We start from the raw sequence: 15,681 nt of genomic DNA, 5'->3' as shown, positions 1-15,681 counted from the left end.
AAATACAAAAATCATAAAAATTCATTTTTTTTACCTATCTCTAAAAAAGATTACCTAAGAGCTAGATTTGTAGAATCTAGCTCTTAGTAGTTTTTACTTCAGTTTTTTTATGTTATTTTTGCTTGTCGTTTTTTTTTTTTTTTTGGCGGGAAATTTCATAAAATTTAAACATTACAAAGGATTTTATAATGTTTCACATATCTTTTTGTGCCAATGAAGCGTATGCGAAATATACCGCTGTGTTGATAACTAGCATTATCAAAAGCACAGATAGCGCAAAACGATTTAGAGATTTCTTTGCCGCAAACGAGAGAGAGAGAGAGAGAGAGTTTAAATCCTAAAAGTTCATTAAGAAATTCTACAAATTCTCATTTAGATTCTTACCCAAAGCGTGATTATGATTCACTAAGTGATGATGAGAGGCGCGAGGGCTATATTTTTCACATAATTAGTGATTTTTTGAGTGATGATTCACGCACTAGGTTTACTTATCTTGCCAAAGATTTAGCCAAAATCTATCCTTGTGAGATTTACATTCATATTTGCGATGACAAGCTATTTAGCGGACTTCCACGCCTAAATGGTAACTATTTGACATATTTTCGCTTTTTTATCCCACAATTCATACCACAAAATTGCGCCGTGTGCTTGTATTTAGACATTGATATGCTTGTGGTGGGCGATTTGAGGGAATTATTTGCGCTTGATATGGGTGAAAAATGCGTGGGCGTGGTAAAGGACTATATTGTAAGGAATTCATTGCGTAAAAAACCAAAACTAATTGCTAAGAGAAGTGATTTTAGAGATATTGATTTCACAGGGACGCATTTTAATGCGGGATTTTTACTGCTAAATTTACCCGAATGGAAAAAACAAAATATTGTGCAAAAATGCTTTGAGGTTATGGCAAATTATCATTTGGATATGCATGACCAAGATACGCTAAATGCTGTGATAGTGGAGCAAAATCGTCTAAAACTTCCTTTTGAATTCAACATCTTGCCACGCGCATTTTTGCAAAGTATCTGCAATGATGAATCCAATCATTTCAAATTTGACTACACGCGCAAAGAGATGGATTTTGCATTAAAAAATCCTGTGATTTTTCACTTTACAAGTGCTTGTGCGAAACAGTGGCAAAATCCAAAAATCTGCAATGTGCAAGGACAAAATATTAGTTTGCTTTGGTGGGAAGTCGCGCTAAAAACGCCACAATTTGCGGACATTTTGCAAAGCGAGTTTGAGAGATTAAGCGCAAATAGCGATAAGAATTACGAAAATTGCGTGGCGATTTACTTGCTAAAATGTGTAAAAAATCCGCTTGGATTTTTTGCGTTGCCTTTTGTGGTGGCAAAAGTCTTTGGTAAGAATCCAAAAGAGATTTTGAAATCGCGTAAATTTGGCGAATCTAGTGGTGAATCTTGTGGTGGCAAATCTTGCGATTTGCACAAACTAATCCCAAGCGATTATAACTTTGCCTTTGAGCTATTTTATTTTTGTCAAAAGTCTTGGCAAAGGCGCAAAAGAGGCGATTTGCTAATCTTGCCCCTTAAAGCAATCAAGCTAAAAATCCGTCATAATCGCTATGGTATAAATAGAATCACAAACAATCTATAAGAGCAAATCTTATACTTACTAGACCTTGTAGCCAAAATTTAGTAAAAACCACAAGAATCAAACCCCCACCAAAAATAGTTTTATAACCTAAAGATAGCAAACTCCCCTCGACAACAAAATCCCTCATAAAACAAAGATTCACTAAAAACTAAACTGCGCAAAGGGACTACGCAAAATCTTAGAATCTATAAAAAACATACGCAAAATAAAATCTAAGCAAATCCCTCCACTTTGACTTATCGCTATTTTGGACTTATACTACCTCAATCCTACACTTTTTGATTATGTGTGGTTTAGAGATTTTCGCCCTTTATATCACTTCCACCCTCTCCCTCATCTAGTTCGTCTTCTTTGTCCTCTTTGGGGCAAGTAACGGCAAACGCCACCTTTTCGCCTGCGACATTTACGATTTTGACACCCATTGTATTGCGTGCGGATTCTCTTATTGCTTCGGTATCTACGCGTATCATTTTGCCCTTGCTTGTTAGCACCATAAGGTCTAGTTTTTCATCATTTACATTTACCACGCTTACGAGATTCCCTGTCTTTTTGTCATCTATTTTCATTACGATGACTCCCTTTCCTCCGCGTGATTGCAAGCGATATGCACCTGCGTTTGTTTGCTTGCCGATACCGCGCTCACTCACGGTTAGGAGTTTGTCTTCATCGCTTCCTATCGTGGTGGCCGCGATGACACAATCGCCTTTTTCTTTGAATCGTATGCCTGTTACACCTCTAGCTACTCTGCCGATTTCTCTTGCATCTTGTATGGGGAATTTGATACACATTCCTTTTTGTGTGGCGATAAATAGCTCTTTTACTTCTTGGGTGATGATTCTAGCGGTTACGACTTCATCTTTTTCATCTAGGTTTATCGCTCGCACGCCTACGCTTCTTATGTTGCTATATTCGCTTAGGTTTGTGCGCTTGATGATTCCGTTTTTGGTAAAGAATACTAGCGATTTGTCTTTGTTAAAATCACTTGTTGTGATTGTTGCCATTATTTTTTCATCAGCTTGGAGGTTGATTAGATTTACCACAGCTTTGCCGATAGCGGTGCGCCCTGCTTCTGGGATTTTATAGACTTTTAGCCAATAGAGTTGCCCACGATTTGTGATAAACATTATCGTGTCGTGGGTATTTGCCACAAAGAATGATTCTATGAAATCATCTTCGTGTGTGTTGCCACTTATTTTGCCTTTGCCACCGCGATTTTGCTTCTCATAAGTTTTGAGTAGCACTCGTTTGACATAGCCTCTGTGGCTCATTGTTACTACCACAGGTTCATTTGGGATTAAGTCCTCTATATCGATATTGTCATAATCCTCCTCAATCTGCGTCCTGCGCGGTGTGGAGAATTTATCTTTGATTTCTGCTAGCTCTTCTTTTATGATTTCTTTTAGTCGCTCTTCGCTTTTTAGGATTTTGCTTAGCTCATCGATAAGTTTTAGTAGCTCGGCATATTCGTTTTCGATTTTGTCGCGCTCTAGTCCTGTTAGCCGTTGCAAGCGCATTTCTAGGATAGCTTTTGCTTGTAGTTCGCTTAAGCCAAATTTGCTCATAAGCCCGTTTTTTGCTTCCTCTGTGTCTTTGCTAGCGCGGATTAGGGCGATGACTTCATCGATATTATCTAGCGCGATTTTTAGCCCCTCTAGTATGTGCGCTCTAGCTTTTGCCTTTTCTAGCTCAAAAATCGTGCGGCGAATGATGATGGTTTTTCGGTGTGAGATAAAAATATTTAGCAATTCTAAGAGAGTGAAAATCTTTGGTTCTTTGTTGTTTACAGCGAGCAATATTATCCCAAATGTGCTTTCCATTGTCGTTGATTTGTAGAGATTGTTTAGCACGATTTCACTCATCGCGTCCTTTTTTAGCTCGATGACTACTCGCATACCCTCTCTATCGCTCTCATCACGCACTTCGCTTATGCCATCGATGATTTTTTCTTTTGCTAGTTCGCTTATTTGCTCGACAAGTTTTGCTTTGTTTACTTGGTAGGGAATCTCATCAATGATGATAATGTCTTTTGTCTTGGTTTTTTCTATGTGGGTTTTGGCTCTCACTCGTATGCGTCCTCTACCCGTGCCGTAGGCATCGATTATGCCTTGCTTGCCGTAGATGATTCCACCTGTTGGGAAATCTGGTCCTTTGATATGCTCCAATAATTCATCAAGTGGTGTTTTTGGATTGTCTATCACGCAAAAAAGAGCGTCTATTATTTCATCGATTCTGTGTGGTGGTATGCTTGTCGCCATACCTACGGCGATTCCGCTTGAGCCATTGACAAGGAGGTTTGGTATGCGTGTGGGGAGGACATCTGGTTCTTTTTGGGTGTCATCATAGTTTGGGACAAAGTCAACTGTGTCTTTGTCTATGTCGCGTAGCATTTCCTCGCTTGCTTGTGTCATACGCGCTTCGGTATATCGCATAGCAGCTGCACTATCGCCGTCAATTGAGCCAAAGTTGCCCTGCCCATCGACTAGCTCTAGTCTCATAGAAAAATCTTGGGCAAGCCGCACGAGAGCGTCATATACGGCTGTATCGCCGTGTGGGTGGTATTTACCGATGACATCACCTACGATTCTAGCGGATTTTTTATAGCTTGCACGAGAGCTTACACCTAGCTCATTCATCGCATATAGGATTCTCCTATGCACGGGCTTTAGCCCGTCTTTGGCATCGGGCAATGCCCTCCCTACGATGACGCTCATCGAATAATCTAAATAACTCTCCTTAATGCTATCATCAATATTTATGTCTATGATATTTTTATCATCAAGTAGATTCTCCATTTGTCGCGCTCCTGCCAAAAGTTAAAAGGCGATTTTAGCTAAAGTTTGCTTAAAAGCAAATTGTTTTAGGCAAATTGTTCGGCGGCTTAAGTTTTGCTATATTGCGCTAGATTTTGGCTTGTGTTTTTGATTTTTCTATGGATTTTTGGGGAGAGATTTTTGTGGCGATTTTGGTGGCAATTTTTGATTAAACTTACTAAACTTTGCGCTATGAAAAAATCATTAAACAAAAATATTCTCAAACTTGCTATAATCGCCTTTTTTTGCATTGTTGCTGTTTTAAGCGATAAAATCTAAAAAGGAATCTAAATATGTTGCCACAGCCTAAAATCCTTTCTTACACTTCTTGCTTCTGTCGCACTTTTTTGCTTCTGGGTTTTTTAGGTAGTTTTTTTATTTATGCCAAACCGCTAAATAATATCGCAAGTATGTCTGTAAATATGGAGGGCAAAGAAATGTTTAAGCTTTTTGCAAGGCAGGATTACAAAATTTGGGGGCTTGATTATTGTGCGAATTATTCGCGTGATTTGAATGCAGAATCGGAGGGCAAAAAAGACATAGATTCCCTAAAAGAGCGACTAAAATGGGGAGGCAAACGGCCACTAAAAGAGCTACAAAACTATATTGACAAACACCACAAAATCCGTTCGCTTCTATCTTGTTTTGCTATGTATGATTCGCCAAACTACCACAACGAAGTGGAGCGAATCGTAAAAAAATATTGCAAAGACTGCTATTGCGAAAATTGCAAAAAATAGCACAAAATTTTAAGAACATAGCAAGAGTTGCAATCCAAAGATAAAATCTATAAATTGCTTTTATAAATGCGGTTAAGCTACTTTTGCAAATGCACTAAAAAGCATAGCTAAAATTCTAGGAATTCATCATCATCTGGGGGTAATTCTGGGAGGTTTTTTTGCACTTGTGGAGAAGAAAAACTCCCGCTAATATTTATTTGCAAGCCCTCTACTATATTTGCGTTTTGTATGTTCGCATTCTGTATATTTGCGCTTTGTATGTTTGGATTTTGCGTATTTGAGTAGTTTTGCGGGATTAGATTTTGTGAGTTTAGATTTTGCTGATTTTGTGGCGAAATCATATTTGATTCTAGTTCTTTTGATTCTGTCCATTCGGGCGGGTTTTGTGCTTGATTTTGCGATTCTTGTTGTGTGTATTTTTTGGGCTTTAGGGTTAGGGTGATTTGTAGATTTTGAGCGATTAGGTTTATGGTGCAGCGAGTGGATTCTATTTTTTCACTTGGTGTGTCTATGTTTAGGGAGCAATCATTTACGCCTGCGTTTAGCTTGGATTGCATACTTAGGGTTGTGGTGTTTTGTGGTGTGTTTATCACATTTTTTGGTGTGGTTTGCAAATCCCCAAAATCTAGCCTATTTGATTCTAAGATATTTTCCAAATCCGCTCCCAAAGGAGAGGGGTTTTTGCTAAGCCCCTCAATCCCATAAAAACTTAAATCCGCGCTATTGATATTTGTTCCAAGATTGCTTGCTTGCAGGCTCATAGTCCCTTTGGCAAAGAGAAAATTATAGTTTGCACTCATCTGTGCTCTCCCCTCAAGCACGCTAGGCACACCAAATAGGGCTAAAAGTTTTTCTAAAGCGATATTTTCGGCATTTATTTTTAGATTGTCTCCATTTAGCTCAAAGTAGCTTACCCCTCCTAGTGTGTTGCTTTTGCCATCGATTACGCTATTTTGTATGTCATAGTTTCCTTGCAAGTGCATATCTCCTTGAAGTCTTAAGCTTAGCATCGCGCCCAAATTTGCGAGGTTGAAAATCTCTAAGTCATATTCGCCATTTTGGCTAAAGTCAAGCCTGCCAAGTGGGATTTCATAGGTATCTGTGATTTTGGCTTGGGTTTTTAGGGTTTTTAGATTGGTGCTAGCTTGGGCTAGTAAAGTAATATTTGGCAGTATGTCTTTTGGCGTGCTTGGCTTATCTATGATACTTTTGCGTGGTGTTGATTTTAGGGATTTTAGCTGTGAGGTTAGGGAGGATTTTAGGCTTATAGATAGTGTGCTCAAAAGATTGCCCTCTTGCGTGCCAAATCTTGCTTGCAAGCTAAGCAGATTTGCATTTGGATTGCGCTGAATCTTTTGATTTTTTTGGTTTTTTTGTATGATTAGATTTTTGGCGTTTAAAATCGCGTTTATATTGCTTTTTTCTCTTTTGGCGTGAAGCGTGGCTTTTGCCTTTAGGTCAAAAATCCCATAAAAATCATAAGGAAAATCTAAAATCTTACTTACGATGATAGAGGGAAAAGCCTTTAGCTCTAAGGCGTATTGCTTTATCTCAAAAAATCTCGCCCTAGCCAAAATATTTACTTGTGGGGTTTGATTGGCTGGATTTTGCATCATATCTAGTGCAAAGTCAAGTGCGGAATCAAGCAAAATAGAATCAGGACTAGAATCAAGGAGTGGATTTTGCAGTGTCAAATCAGGCGAATCTAGCGCAAAATCAAGCGAGGTAGAATCTGTATTGTCTAGCTGCGTGTTTGGATGGGACAAATCAGGTAGCGAGGGAAGTGTATTTAGAGAGGGCAAGGGTGTTTGTGAGTTTTGATGGCGAAAATGTTCCATAGTGTTTTCAAACGAGCCAAAATCGTCCTCATCTTGTAAGTTTTGCACTTGTGAATATTGTGTTTTTGAGGTTTGGGGTAGGGTTTGTTGCTCTATTTGGGCTAATCTTTTTTGTGTGGATTGCACATTTGCGTGAGTGGCAAAGGTGTGAGTAGAAAGAGAGTAAGTAGTGAGAGGATTAGGCGTTGCGTGAGAGGGAGTGGGCAAATATTCAAGTGCGGATATTTGACTAGATTCTTTTATGCTTGTGATAATGTAGTCTTTATATCTGCCTACAAAGCGCAGAGTGAAAAGATATGGAGAGGTATTTTGCGCAGGGTTTTGCGCTTGACTTTGTGTGGGATTTTGTGAAGTGTTTGAGGGTGGATTTTGCAGATTTTGTAAAGTGTTTTGCAGATTATTTTGTGGAGCATTTTTTGTGGAGTTTGGTGATGATTTTTGGTTTGAGTGCTTTTGGCTTGCGCTAAGTATATCGCGTAGCTCATCAGTAGGGGCAAAATCTGCCAAAATATCAAAGCCTTTTAGCGTGTATCTGCCTTTGAGATTAGATTTTAGCGTGTCTGCGATGATGAGCGATGCCTCTATCTTGCCAAAAGATATGCGTAATGATTGGATTTTGGTGCGAATGGGTAGCTTATAGTTTAGCCCTGCTTGGAGTATGGGGGCTAAAATCTTGTTGCCAAATGAGGTAAAAAGCAAAAGATTTGCGCTCACTATGAGTGTGGCTAGAAATACCCCAATGCTTAAAAGAATCTTGCGCAATGCTTTGCCTTATGTGTGGCTTTGTGCCCTAATACACGCCTTTTAGCTTGCGCTTAAAAAACGCAAAGACTATCAAAGCAATCGTGCCAAGCACAAAGGCATAGACATACCATTGTATAACGATAGGGTCGCCAGAAGCATAAGAATGCTTGCCTGATAGGAAATAATTTACCCCAAAATAAGTCATCAAAATACTATAAAACGCCAGCACAGACGCGCTTGCAAACACAAATGGCATATTTGCAAATCCCATAAACCGCAAGTGCAAGACAATGGCATAGATTCCTATGCTAATTAGTGCCCAAGTTTCTTTTGGGTCCCAGCCCCAATACCTCCCCCAAGATTCATTAGCCCACACCGCGCCCAAAAAATTACCAATAGTCAAAAACAAAATCCCCAAAATCATACTCATTTCATTGATAGCACCAACTGAAAAAATCGCTTTGTCAATGTTTGCTCTGCGCTTGCTTCGTAGCAAAAATAGCACAAGGCTAAACACGCCAAGCATAAAGCACAATCCCAAAAATCCATATCCAGCTGTAATCACGCTTACGTGGATATTTAGCCAATAAGATTTTAGCACGGGGACGAGGTTTGTGATTTGTGGATTCATAAATCCAGCGTGCGCGACAAAAAGGCTAATGCCAGATAAAAAGCTAGAAGCGCACAATGCCAAAATATATCGCCTAAAAAACACCACTCCAGCTATGCCACTAGCCCACGCAATATATAGCATAGACTCATAGGCATCACTCCACGGGGCGTGTCCAGCGACATACCAGCGTAAGATAAGCCCAAAGCTATGTGCTAGCACAAACACCCCCAAAGCTCCAAAAATACCATAATACAGCCCCTTTGGCAATGTCCTATCTCGCACGATAAAAACAAGCACCACGATAAATCCTGCAAATCCCAAAATCATATATGGAAAAATCAGTTTTTCAAAGATATTGTAATGATTTAGGGCGACTTCCCACTCGACTTGCGATTGGCTTAGGTAGTCGCTTCCGCCATTGCTTTCTTGGTAGGATTCTATCGCTTTTAGCGCGATATTTGCGTTTTTCCAAGAATTAGTGATTGTCCCTTCTAGCACGCTAAATTGGAGCATATTTATCATTGAGGCTTGCACTTCAAAGAGTTTGGATTGCTCCTCATTTAGCATTTTTTGCATATATAGCACCATAAGTTCGCTAGGAGAAAACCACCTTTTGCTTTCTCTATCGGGGAAAATTCGCAGAGTAAGGAGGTTTTGGGTATTGGTAAAAATCTCAAATCGCTCGCTAACAGCGATGACATCTTTGTCAAATTTGCTATGTTCGCTAGCGGGGATTCTGCTTGTTTCGGCTAGGTAGTTGTGCAGCTTTGATTCCCCTAGATTGCTATCATAAATATCAAGCCAGCTTACATATTTTTTGTCTTTTGGTGTGCCCAAAATCTCACGCAGTCTTGGCGTGTCTGTGGCGATAAATTTCACCCTCATCCAATCATTTGGAAAAGCGATGATTCCTAGCAAGACTTCGACATTGCTAAGCCCGCTAAATCCGTCTTTTTTGTGGATTTTGTGCACAAATTCCATAGCAATGGTATCAAAAGGCTTGATTCGCCCTGCAAAGTCTTGCACTTGGATTTTGCCAAACCGTGCTTGAAACTCGCTAGCATTTGCCTTTAATAGATTTTGCCTCTCTTGTATGTCCTCATCTTTTAGGAGATAAGGGCTGATACGAGCGTCATTTAGGGCTTTTTCTAGTGTGGGAGAGAGATTTAGAGAATCTGCACTTGGTAGGGACATATCTTGCATATTTGGGTGTGGGTTTTGTGGTGCTTGGCTAGTGTTTTGTGTGCTTGACTGCGTGGCTTGTTTAGATGATGAGTGCGTTTGTATATTTTGGGCTTTGCTTGAATCTGCGATAGTGTTTTGCGTAGTAGCAATAAGTGCGAGTGAAGCAAGCGCAATGCCTAGAGATTTTAGTGTGGACTTTTTTGTGGTTTTATTTGTGTTTTTCTTGGGTTGAGTGGTTTCTTGCATTTTTTTAGGTCGCCCTCTTTTGGTGCTTGTAGAATCTGTTTTGGAATCTATTTTAGACTTTGCTTTAGAATTTGCTTTTGAATCTATTTTTAAATCCACATTAGAATCCACAACAGAATTTGCCCTATCTTTTGTGTTAGATTCTTTTGGGTTTAAGAAATTGCTAGATTTTGCACTAGATTCTGCTTCATTATATTGCGTGCTAGATTCTGCATTGTGGAGATATTTTGCAAGCGTCCTAAATCGCCCATTTTTGTCAAATAGCACCAAAAGCCCAGCCAAAATCAAAAGCGCGTAGCCTATGTAGGTTGGGATTTTGCCGGGGTCGTTATTGACTGATAGCACGCTAGTGTAGGAGTTTGTCTCATCATCAAAGTAGTAATTGCTCTGATAAAATCGATACCCGCCAAAATCTAGCGTGTGATTCATATAGATTCTAAATGGAAACAAAATCTTGTCATTTTCATCTAGCACTTCGATTTGTGAAGCATAAGAGGAGGGATTTTCTGTGCCTGCGTAGGTTTTTTTCTCAAATTCTAGTAAGCGGATTTGGAAAGGCAAAGCCACTTTTTTTGCCCCCCAATGAAATCCAAACTTCATTCCTCCTATTTCTACGCGCAAGATTCTATGCTCATTAGAGCCACCTAGTCCGCCTAGCAGGGTTATTTCTTGAGTATCGCCATTGTAGCTTACCTCTAGGGTTAGGAGCATTTCTCTATTTTTTAGATTTTCTTCTTGTGGATTTGGTGGGGTTAGGGCTATGTCTTTAGATACTATGTGCAAAGGTTTGCCAAAAATCTCTACAACCTCATTGATTTTTGGTTTGGCAAAAAATGTCCCATATACGCTAATATCCGCGCTTACAAATTGTGGCTGTGCTTTTTGCCAATTTTCATCAATCGCAGAGATATTTATATAGTTTTCGCTTGAATAATAAAAATCTGCTTTTTGATTTTCGCTTATGATAAACATTCCCTCCTTACCAAAGTAGCGCGTGATACCTGCACCGATGATGATGATGATAAAAGATAGGTGTAAAAGTGCGGAAGCGTATTTTTTGCGTGGCAGCGAGCGATAATGGATAAAGCTCGCAATAAGCGCGACAATAAGGTAAATATGCAAAAGTGCAAACCACCACGAATTATACACAATCGCCCTTGCAGCAATCGTGCCATAGTCGTTTTCGATAAAAGTCGCTACCGCGCAAGAAAGTGCGTAGAAAAACATAATTGGCAAAATCACCCAAAATGAGTAAAAAATGCTAAGCAACGATTCTTTTTGGGATTGTTTTTGTGGCTGTGAGTTTGCGCTTTGTGGATTTTTGTTTAGCTTTGTGCTTAATTTTGATAAAAATGCCATTGCTGTCCTTTTGTTGTGATTTGTTGTGCTGTGATTTGCTAGAAATTATTTTGCTCCCACGCTTTTTGTAGCTCTTTTTGCACAAGTGTGTTTAGCTTTTTTTCATCATCTTTTGCTTCGCGCCATTTCTCGCTTGTGATAAAGCCTAGCAATGCCCTAAACTGCGCGGGTGGCAAGTAGCTAGGGTATTGCAAAATCGTCTGCCCCTCCTTGCTAGCTAGCACGATAGTGGGCGTGGGCGACACAGCATAGATTTGGGCTAGTTTTTTTGTGGGGAGTTTGACTTCTTTTATGCCTTTTTGTGCGTTGTTTTGCGTGGCATTTGGTGTGCTTGCTTGGGCGATTTTGAAATTGTGGATTTTGGCATAGCTTAGGTTTATATAATACGCGCTAAAGTCTTCTCCTATGGTTTTTTGCAGGGCTTTATCTTGCTTAATATCGTTTTTTAGATTTTCGCAATATTTGCAACCATTTGCCCCAAATATTAGTAGCATATACTTTCCATCAGGGCTAATCTCTTTGGTATCTTTGAAAATATGCTCTAGTCCAGAGTAGGAGTTTTTGTCCAAATCACTAGAATCTATGCTTTGGCTAGCTTCATCTTTGCAGCCACTTAGTAGCGTGGCATTTAGGGCTAATAGGGCGCAAAAAAACGGCAAAAATGCGATATGTGCGAAGTGATTTTTGCGCTTTTTTAGCTTTGTTAGCAAATGGCTTAAGCTATTTTTATCTAAGTGATTTTGTTTGATTTTTGTGAAATGATTTTGTGTGGGATTAGGCATTTGATTTTCCTTTTTTGTGGTTTGTTTGGGGATTTTTGCTGTGTTTTTGTTTTGGTTTGGACTTGTTACTAGGTTTTGCATTGATAGATTTGTGTGATTTTTGGGATTTACTAGATTTTGGTTTAGGTTTTGTGTTTGGCTTTTTTGTTGATTTTGCGGGGGCGATTTGCTGTGTGGTGTGCTTTTGTAGGGCTTGATTTGCTAGGTCTATGATGACTTTGGCAAAGCCCTCTTTGTCATTTAGACACTCACACACGCGATAATCGCGCACTCCAAAAGAATCTGCTAGCTCTTTGTATTGGATTTTTAGCTCGTAGTCGGTTTCGGAGTTGTCTATGGTAAAGGCAAGTGGGTAGATGATGATTTTGCTATCTTTGTGTGCGGATATGGTGTCTTTTGTGCTTGGTTCTATCCAGCGCATAGGTCCTACTTTGCTTTGAAAGCAAAGCACTATTTTGGCAAAATCAACCCCCCTAGATTGCAAGATTTTGTGTATTATTTGTTTGCCCCTCTCGCAATGCTCTACATAGCAATCGCCCTTTTCTATAAGGCTTTTTGGTAGTCCGTGCGCAGAGAGTAGTAGCACAAACTCCTTGCTATCTGCGCCATTTAGTGTGGAGATAATCTCATCTGCGATTAGCTCATAAAAAGGCACATACTCGCTAAAATGCTCTACCACACTCACGCGAGGTGCATACTCTAGGGACTTTAGGCAGGATTTGGCATCAAGCAAGGAGGAGTATGTAGTCGCAGTAGAAAACTGCGGATATAGGCTAAAAAGCACCAAATCTTGCACTCCCTGTGCTTTTAAATCAGCTAGGACATCTTTGCAAAATGGTGGGGAATATCTCATCGCATAGCTATAAGTCTTGCTAGAATCTAGTGCATTTAGCGTGGAAGTGAGGGCAAAAGTATGCTTGATAAGAGGGGAGTAGCCACCTATTTTGCGGTAGTTTTCTTTGACGGATTCTAGTCGCTTGGATACGATTATGTTGCCTACCATTTTGCGAATCAAGCTGTTTTTGATAGGTAAAAGCAATGGGTCGGCAAAAATGTTTTTTAAAAACGGCTCTACGCCTGAAATATCGGTGGGTCCTCCCATATTTAGAAGCAAGACGGCGGTTTTGGGAGTGGAATCGGTAGATTTTTGTATCATTTATAACCTCTTTTAAAAAATAAATCAAAATCTTAGCAAAATCCAAGCAAGATATTGCAAACAAATTGCATTTGTAGCACCTTGCTTTGTTAAAAAATTTTGCTAAAGGCATAAGATTTGCTTAAACTTAAAAAATCAAAAAGGAGTCAAAATGACAGCTACAATAAATCACAAAAAAACAAAATCTAACACAAAATATTTTGCGCAAACTCTCTCTCTCTCTCTCGTAAAAGACTAGTTTTATTAACTACTTCTTTAATCTTTTGTTTGCTTTCAAATTTTGCAAATGCTTTAGAAGCAAAAGATTTTATAGACAAAGGGAATGGCGTATATGCTTATGAGAATCCCATCAAAACTAGCATATCCCTTTGGGGTATAAACGAACTTGGCTCACAGCTACGAAAAAAAGGTGCTTCTTATTTTGTCATTTCCGCTCCACAAGCGACTATCACTTCTTATGATGATATAGTTGCCAATGGTGAAAATGATCTTGGCTTTGCTATCAGTGCAAAAGAGCTATTGCTTATCCCTCATCTTGCTGGTGCGAATATGACTATATCACAACCATCAACTATCAATGCAAATCTCACCGTGCAGGGTGGTAGTCTAGAGATTCACACGGGGATAATGAAAATATATGACAATGGCTTAGAACAAACTATGACTTTTAATGGAATCCTAAATCTAAATGGTAATCTAAGCACGCAAGGTGCGCAAATCAGCAATGTAGGTGGAGGGGCAAATAGAGGTCGTATAATCGTTAGTGGAAAAAGCAATACAACAAATACGAACTTTTCAATCATCTCTAATGATTTTTTAGGCAACACTCAAACAAAAGTGCTAGTGCTTAGCTCAAATGGTGGAATTACTTTGGGAGGCGGGAACACTGCTAGTTTTTCAGTCATACATAGAGATATTACTATGCTAGAAAAAACTTATGATTTTGAGGTTTTGGACAAAAATAGCAAGAAAAGAGGCACTATCATAGGAGGATATAGTGGCGATATATTTGGTGCTAAACTAAAACTAGAAAGAAATAATCTCTATGCTATGAGAGCGGTAGGGACAAAAACGCTAAAAGAGCTAAAATCTGCTTTGATTGGTGTGGATATAGACGCAATAGATGGCGAGCAAATGCAAATTGATGCCACAGAATGGGCAGGTAAAGATAGTGGTTATTCACAAAGTGAAAAGACAAAACTGCAAGAGTTAAGAGCAAGACTAGAATTCCTAAAAACTCAAGTGGAAAAACAAACAGACACCCAAATCGCAAAAGAATATAATAAAAAGTATGGCAATCAAGCAGGCGATATGCTACTCTCTGCCTTGCAATCAAAAAAAACAAGATATTAAAGATAGTGCTGGTGCGATTATCGGCAGCGATTTGTTTTTTGGCTATGCAAAAGGAGCGATACAAGAGAATGTAAATACAGCTAAACAGACTTTACAAAATAGCTATTATGACACTGCTATAACTGCTCAAAATATGCAAACGCAAATGGCTATACTTGAGCGAGTGGCGCGATTTTCAAATCCATTTCAAAATATTCGCTACGCGTTAAATACTGCAAAAGTAAGCGCAGATAGTGCAGGTAAAAATGATGCTTTAAGCCAAGCACTCACTGCAAACGCACATAGGGAGAATCTACAAAATAATTTTTGGGCAAATGTATTTGGCGGGGCAAATATCATCGGGCAAAATTCAGGTGCGCTATATGGTGTAAATGCGGGCTATGATAGGGCTTTGGGGGTGCATTTTGTAGGCGGATATATGAGCTATGCTTATTCTACAATCAAAGATACAAATATCACGCAAAATAGCAACAATTTGCAGTTTGGTGGATATGCGCGTCTTGTTTTTGGAAAAAATGAAGTGGATATAAAAGCATTTGGGCAAGTAGCGATAACTAAGCAAAATCGCTATGTTGTATCCACTCAAAATGAAGCAGATTTTGCGCGTGGATTTGTGGGTGTGAGTGGGGCTTACGGATATATTTTCACACCACATAAAATGTTTGTAGCAAAGCCACTCATTGGGCTAAATCTTTATTACAACCACACACCAAAATATAGCGAAAATGGCGACTTGGCACTAGAGATAAATGCGATAAATAGTGTCAATATGAGCTTAGATTTTGGTGCGGATTTGCGTGGTTATTGGAATGTGGATAGTTTCTTTTATATAACACCAAAGTTTGAGCAATATGTATTAGCAAAAGGTAGCGATTTTGTGAGTTCGTTTGTAGGCTCGCCTACGACTTTTAGCATTTCTAGCACTCCACTTCTAAAAACTTATTTCCAAGTGATTGTGGGGGTGGATATTGGCATCTATCAAGGGCTTGCAATCACCCTAAGTGCAGGTGTCAAGCAAATCATCGCAGGCAAAATCCAAGATAAAAACGAAACTTTTGTAAGTGGGAATGTGGGGGTAAAATATAGATTTTAGATTTTGGTTTGGGGCTTTATAATCTGCTTTGTTTGGTATTTTGATAGGTTTTTGTGGGCATAAACTTGCTAAAATGCGTTCATAAAAAATAATCTCTAAAAATCACAAAACAATCCACAAAACAACTTGCAAAACAACTTGCAAG

8 protein-coding genes and 3 pseudogenes are annotated in these 15,681 nt (G+C 39.2%); 5 read left to right on the top strand and 6 right to left on the bottom strand.

Annotation, left to right across the window (positions count from 1 at the left end; all coding sequences use genetic code 11):
* Positions 1-188: 188 nt before the first annotated feature.
* Positions 189-341, top strand: a complete 153-nt coding sequence (locus HMPREF2086_RS11555; RefSeq protein WP_023927889.1) for a hypothetical protein — start codon at positions 189-191, stop codon at positions 339-341.
* Complete coding sequence (locus tag HMPREF2086_RS10825; protein ID WP_023927888.1) at positions 298-1,617, top strand: glycosyltransferase family 8 protein; 1,320 nt, start codon at positions 298-300, stop codon at positions 1,615-1,617. Before HMPREF2086_RS11555 ends, HMPREF2086_RS10825 begins: the two co-directional genes overlap by 44 nt.
* Positions 1,618-1,910: 293 nt before the next feature.
* Here the strand turns inward: HMPREF2086_RS10825 and gyrA are convergent, their stop codons facing one another.
* Positions 1,911-4,409, bottom strand: coding sequence for a DNA gyrase subunit A (gyrA, locus tag HMPREF2086_RS06090; RefSeq protein ID WP_023927887.1), 2,499 nt, complete (start codon positions 4,407-4,409; stop codon positions 1,911-1,913).
* 311 nt (positions 4,410-4,720) lie between these two features.
* Here gyrA and HMPREF2086_RS06080 point away from each other — a divergent pair, with 311 nt between their 5' ends.
* The gene (locus HMPREF2086_RS06080) at positions 4,721-5,167 is read left to right on the top strand and encodes a hypothetical protein (RefSeq protein WP_023927886.1); all 447 of its coding nucleotides are present in this window, start codon (positions 4,721-4,723) and stop codon (positions 5,165-5,167) included.
* 107 nt (positions 5,168-5,274) lie between these two features.
* Here the strand turns inward: HMPREF2086_RS06080 and HMPREF2086_RS06075 are convergent, their stop codons facing one another.
* From HMPREF2086_RS06075 to hemH, 5 genes and pseudogenes are all read right to left on the bottom strand, one after another.
* Positions 5,275-7,767 (bottom strand): hypothetical protein, encoded by a 2,493-nt coding sequence (locus tag HMPREF2086_RS06075; protein ID WP_023927885.1) that lies wholly within the window; start codon positions 7,765-7,767, stop codon positions 5,275-5,277.
* A gap of 28 nt (positions 7,768-7,795) precedes the next feature.
* Positions 7,796-8,842 (bottom strand): annotated as a pseudogene (locus tag HMPREF2086_RS12605) (cytochrome c biogenesis protein); the annotation flags it as partial.
* Between the two features lie 771 nt (positions 8,843-9,613).
* Positions 9,614-10,393 (bottom strand): annotated as a pseudogene (locus HMPREF2086_RS12600) (cytochrome c biogenesis protein ResB); the annotation flags it as partial.
* 797 nt (positions 10,394-11,190) lie between these two features.
* Positions 11,191-11,934, bottom strand: a complete 744-nt coding sequence (locus tag HMPREF2086_RS06060) for a thioredoxin fold domain-containing protein (RefSeq protein WP_023927883.1) — start codon at positions 11,932-11,934, stop codon at positions 11,191-11,193.
* Between the two features lie 196 nt (positions 11,935-12,130).
* Positions 12,131-13,090: pseudogene (gene hemH / locus HMPREF2086_RS06055) on the bottom strand (ferrochelatase); the annotation flags it as partial.
* 267 nt (positions 13,091-13,357) lie between these two features.
* Between hemH and HMPREF2086_RS06050 the strand changes: the two are divergent.
* Together HMPREF2086_RS06050 and HMPREF2086_RS06045 are read left to right on the top strand one after the other, a co-directional pair.
* A complete protein-coding gene (locus tag HMPREF2086_RS06050; protein WP_023927881.1) occupies positions 13,358-14,443 on the top strand; it encodes a hypothetical protein in 1,086 nt (361 codons plus the stop codon).
* A complete protein-coding gene (locus HMPREF2086_RS06045; protein ID WP_023927880.1) occupies positions 14,382-15,536 on the top strand; it encodes an autotransporter outer membrane beta-barrel domain-containing protein in 1,155 nt (384 codons plus the stop codon). Before HMPREF2086_RS06050 ends, HMPREF2086_RS06045 begins: the two co-directional genes overlap by 62 nt.
* The last annotated feature ends 145 nt before the right edge of the window (positions 15,537-15,681 follow it).

The sequence above is a fragment of the Helicobacter macacae MIT 99-5501 genome, from assembly GCF_000507845.1.
GTDB classification, from domain to species: Bacteria; Campylobacterota; Campylobacteria; order Campylobacterales; family Helicobacteraceae; genus Helicobacter_B; species Helicobacter_B macacae.
The sequence above is the reverse complement of the archived record's forward strand: the minus strand, read 5'-3'. Positions and strand labels throughout refer to the sequence as shown.

What these genes read in the sequence shown, in the direction of transcription:
- HMPREF2086_RS11555 (WP_023927889.1), top strand. Translation starts at nt 189, where the DNA reads ATGTTTCACATATCTTTTTGTGCCAATGAAGCGTATGCGAAATATACC.
- gyrA (WP_023927887.1), bottom strand. Translation starts at nt 4,409, where the DNA reads ATGGAGAATCTACTTGATGATAAAAATATCATAGACATAAATATTGAT.
- HMPREF2086_RS06080 (WP_023927886.1), top strand. Translation starts at nt 4,721, where the DNA reads ATGTTGCCACAGCCTAAAATCCTTTCTTACACTTCTTGCTTCTGTCGC.
- HMPREF2086_RS06060 (WP_023927883.1), bottom strand. Translation starts at nt 11,934, where the DNA reads ATGCCTAATCCCACACAAAATCATTTCACAAAAATCAAACAAAATCAC.
- HMPREF2086_RS06045 (WP_023927880.1), top strand. Translation starts at nt 14,382, where the DNA reads ATGGCAATCAAGCAGGCGATATGCTACTCTCTGCCTTGCAATCAAAAA.